Here is a 3,513-nt window from a genome sequence, read left to right on the forward strand (position 1 = left end):
ATTGTTCTTCGTCCTCCGCGCGAGCACCTGGATGGTGCGGCGGATTTCCTCGTCGCGGCCAATGACCGGGTCGAGCTTGCCCTCGCGCGCGGCGGCGGTGAGGTCGCGCGCATATTTCTTCAGCGCGTCGTAGCGGTCCTCCGCGCCCTGCGTGTCGGCGGTGCGCCCGCCGCGCAGCTGCTCGATCGCGTTGTTGAGATTCTGCGGAGTGACTCCCGCCTTGGCGAGCGCAGCGCCGACGTCGGTGTTCTTCGCGAGCGCCATCGCAAGCAGGATCCGCTCGACCGTGACATAGCTGTCGCCCGATTTCTTCGCGACCTGCTCGGCCTGGTCGAGGATGCGGATCGTGTCGCCGTCCATCGCCGGCGCCTGCGTCGCGCCGCTGCCGGTCACCGCCGGAATCTTCGCGACCAGCGCATCGGCCTCGCGCTGCGCCGTCTTGGCATCGCCACCCGCGGCCTGGATCAGCCCCGCGGCCATGCCCTGCTCGTCATCGAGCAGCGCCTTCAGAAGGTGCGCAGGCGCGATCCGCTGCTGATGCTCCCGGACCGCAATCGTCTGCGCCGCCTGGAGGAATCCGCGCGCGCGGTCGGTGAGCTTCTCGAAATCCATAAATCGTAACCCCTCTTTGCTTCACCGCCGATATGGTGTTGCACAATAGCAACACAACCCTGAGCGGAAAAGCTTATCCGGGGACAAGGCGCCGTGGGAGTTTAGTGCTGCTGGCCCGTCGAAGTTCCCTGCGGCGCGACAATGGTCGTCACCGGCGCCGAGACGGGCGTAGGTGTCGCGGTTGTGGCGGTGCCCGCGGGCGCGGCTGCGGGGGTCGCTACGGGCGTCGGAGTTGCAGCAGGCGGAAGCGGCTGGCCGACGCTGGCGATGTCGTCCGGATGGACGATCGGCGGGCACTCGGCGGCGACCGCCGGGTCCATGTTCCAGCGGCGGAACTTGGTGCTGTCCACGTGGAAGCGCAGGTAAGCGTAGAAGCCGAGGCCGGCCTTGTAGGCGTTGCCATATTCGGTGTGGATCCCGCACAGCCTGCGCATCAGGCTGACGCGATCGATCGGGTTCAATGGCACCATGTCGATCGCCGAATCGAGCTTGTGCGCGCTTTCGGGAGCGCCCCCGGCGCATTTGTTGAGCTGCGGGTTGCGATAGACCGAGACCGCCTCGACCGGACCGATGACGGGGATCACGTGATCGCGAACGTAGCGCAGCGTCTCGACCATGTTGGGCCATTCCTGCGCCGGCGGGACCTCGAACGGCTGCGCGCCGCACGCCTGCCATGAGGTCGCGGTCCTCAGCAAGGTCCAGGTCGGAAGCACTCCGCCGACCTGGTTGGCGACGAGATAATCGTTGAACGCCTTCACCTGCGCCGCGCGCCACGGAGCGGCGAGATACCAGGAGCGGTAGCCCGGCTCGTCCTGGCCGGCGGTGATGTATGGCGCTGCGGGATCCCACACGGCCGGCGCAACGGTGGCGGGCTGGGCCGCCGGAGCGATCACTTGCGCCGGCTGGGCACCTGCCGCGGAGGCAAGCAAAATCGAAAAGATCGCGAGCAACTTCATCAGCAGAATCATACTCCTATGCCGTAGCTTGAAAAGCGCTGAACGGCGGGCCACGTCGCAGCAATGACTCAGCCCATCGAAGTGGACCTGCCCCACAGCCTCGGCAAGGACGAGGCGCGGCGCCGCATCGCCAACAATGTCCACAAGCTGCAGGAGCATATTCCGGGCGGAGCGCAGGTCCAGTCCGGCTGGACCGGCGACCAGCTCAACCTCGACGTCGCCGCCATGGGTCAGTCGGTCACCGCGACCATCGACGTCATGGACAACAAGGTGCGCCTCAAGGTCCTGCTCCCGCCGATGCTCGGCATGTTCTCGGGGATCATCCAGGGCGCGCTCCAGAAGAAGGGCGGGGCGCTGCTGGAGGATCATAGCCAGTAGCGCTCCTCCCTAGCCGAAGGCTGGGGAGGGGGACCGCTCGACGAAGTCGAGTGGTGGAGGGGTTTGGCGCCGGACCCCTCCACCATTGAATCTTCGTTCAATGGTCCCCCTCCCCACGAGCTGCGCTCGCAGGGAGGAGCTTGCCGCTTGCGCTCGATTGCGCGCCCTCTAAGCAGGGCCAATGCGACACTTCGCCATTGTCGGCTCAGGGCCAGCGGGCTTCTACACCGCCGAGGCGCTGGAGAAGGCCTATGGCGAAGCCGGGCGAATCGACATCCTCGACCGCTATCCCGTCCCTTACGGACTGATCCGCTTCGGGGTCGCGCCCGACCACCAGTCGCTGAAGGCGGTCAGCAAGCGCTACGACAAGGTCGCCGAAAGCGCCGGCGTCGATTTCATCGGCAACGTCACCATCGGCCGCGACGTCTCGGTCGCCGAGCTGCTCGGCCTCTACGACGCGGTGATCCTCGCGACCGGCGCTCCGCACGACCGCAAGCTTGGAATCCCGGGCGAGGACCTGCCTGGCGTGGTCGGCTCGGCCGAGTTCGTCGGCTGGTACAACGGCCACCCCGAGTTCGCGGACCTCGATCCGCCGCTCGGCGGCAGCCACGCGGCAGTCGTCGGCAACGGCAATGTCGCGCTCGACTGCGCGCGAATCCTCGCCAAGACCCGGCACGAGTTCGAAGGCTCGGACATCGTCGGCCACGCGCTGGACGCGCTCGACGGCTCGGCGATCCGTACGATCACCATTCTCGGCCGCCGCGGACCGCACCAGATCGCCATGACGCCGAAGGAGCTCGGCGAGCTTGGACAGCTCGAAGCCGCGGTCCCGGTCGTCGACCCGGCCGACTTCCCGCCGGTCGAGGCCGACGAGCCGCTCGAGCCGGGCCTGCGCAAGTCGGTGACCTTGCTGCGCGGCTTCGCCGATCTTGCCGACGACAAGCGCAAGCGCATGGTGTTCGACTTCTTCGCCAAGCCGGTGCGGATCGAAGGCGACGGCAAGGTCGAGCGGATCATCGTCGAGCGCACTGAGCTCGACGAGAAGGGCGCGGCGCGCGGGACCGGTGAGACCTACGAGGTCCCGGCCTCGCTGGTGATCACCGCCATCGGCTATTCGACCTCGCCGATTGCCGAAGTGCCGTTCGAGGGCGGCAAGTTCGTCAACCAGGCCGGGCGGATCGCCGACCGGCTCTATGCTGTCGGCTGGGCGCGGCGTGGCCCTACGGGGACGATCGGCACCAACCGCCCCGACGGCTACGAAGTCGCCGATCAGATCGCCGCGGCGATTCCCGCCGAAAGCGAGAGCGACCGCGAAGGCGCGGCGGGATTGAAGCGACTGCTCGAGAGCCGCGGGGTCATGCCCACGGATTACGACGACTGGCGCCGCATCGAGGAGACCGAAGTCTCCCGCGCCCGCCCAGGCTCCCCGCGCGAAAAATTCGTGCGCCACGAAGACTGGCTGAAGGTGCTCGGGCGCTAAACGTCATGCTGAACTTGTTTCAGCATCCATGGTGCCGACGTACGCCGCCCTTCATCGAGATGGATCCTGAAACGAGTTCAGGATGAC

At 67.1% G+C, this 3,513-nt stretch carries 4 protein-coding genes; 2 read left to right on the plus strand and 2 right to left on the minus strand.

Going from position 1 to position 3,513, the window contains the following annotated elements; genetic code table 11:
* Both VFT73_RS10820 and VFT73_RS10825 read right to left on the minus strand, forming a co-directional pair.
* Positions 1–612, minus strand: a 612-nt coding sequence (locus VFT73_RS10820; RefSeq protein WP_326410864.1) for a Clp protease N-terminal domain-containing protein, incomplete at its 3' end; no start/stop codon positions are given.
* 101 nt (positions 613–713) lie between these two features.
* On the minus strand, positions 714–1,568 hold the full coding sequence (locus tag VFT73_RS10825; protein WP_326410867.1) for a D-Ala-D-Ala carboxypeptidase family metallohydrolase: 855 nt from the start codon (positions 1,566–1,568) through the stop codon (positions 714–716).
* 63 nt (positions 1,569–1,631) lie between these two features.
* On the opposite strand from VFT73_RS10825, the gene VFT73_RS10830 reads away from it, so the two are divergent.
* Positions 1,632–1,946, plus strand: a complete 315-nt coding sequence (locus VFT73_RS10830) for a polyhydroxyalkanoic acid system family protein (RefSeq protein WP_326410869.1) — start codon at positions 1,632–1,634, stop codon at positions 1,944–1,946.
* Between the two features lie 181 nt (positions 1,947–2,127).
* Entirely contained in the window at positions 2,128–3,426 is a 1,299-nt protein-coding gene (locus tag VFT73_RS10835; protein ID WP_326410871.1) for an FAD-dependent oxidoreductase, read from the plus strand.
* Positions 3,427–3,513: the final 87 nt, after the last annotated feature.

This window comes from Sphingomonas sp. (assembly GCF_035758555.1).
GTDB lineage: Bacteria > Pseudomonadota > Alphaproteobacteria > Sphingomonadales > Sphingomonadaceae > Sphingomonas_B.

What these genes read in the sequence shown, in the direction of transcription:
- VFT73_RS10830 (WP_326410869.1), top strand. Translation starts at nt 1,632, where the DNA reads ATGACTCAGCCCATCGAAGTGGACCTGCCCCACAGCCTCGGCAAGGAC.
- VFT73_RS10835 (WP_326410871.1), top strand. Translation starts at nt 2,128, where the DNA reads ATGCGACACTTCGCCATTGTCGGCTCAGGGCCAGCGGGCTTCTACACC.
- VFT73_RS10825 (WP_326410867.1), bottom strand. Translation starts at nt 1,568, where the DNA reads ATGAAGTTGCTCGCGATCTTTTCGATTTTGCTTGCCTCCGCGGCAGGT.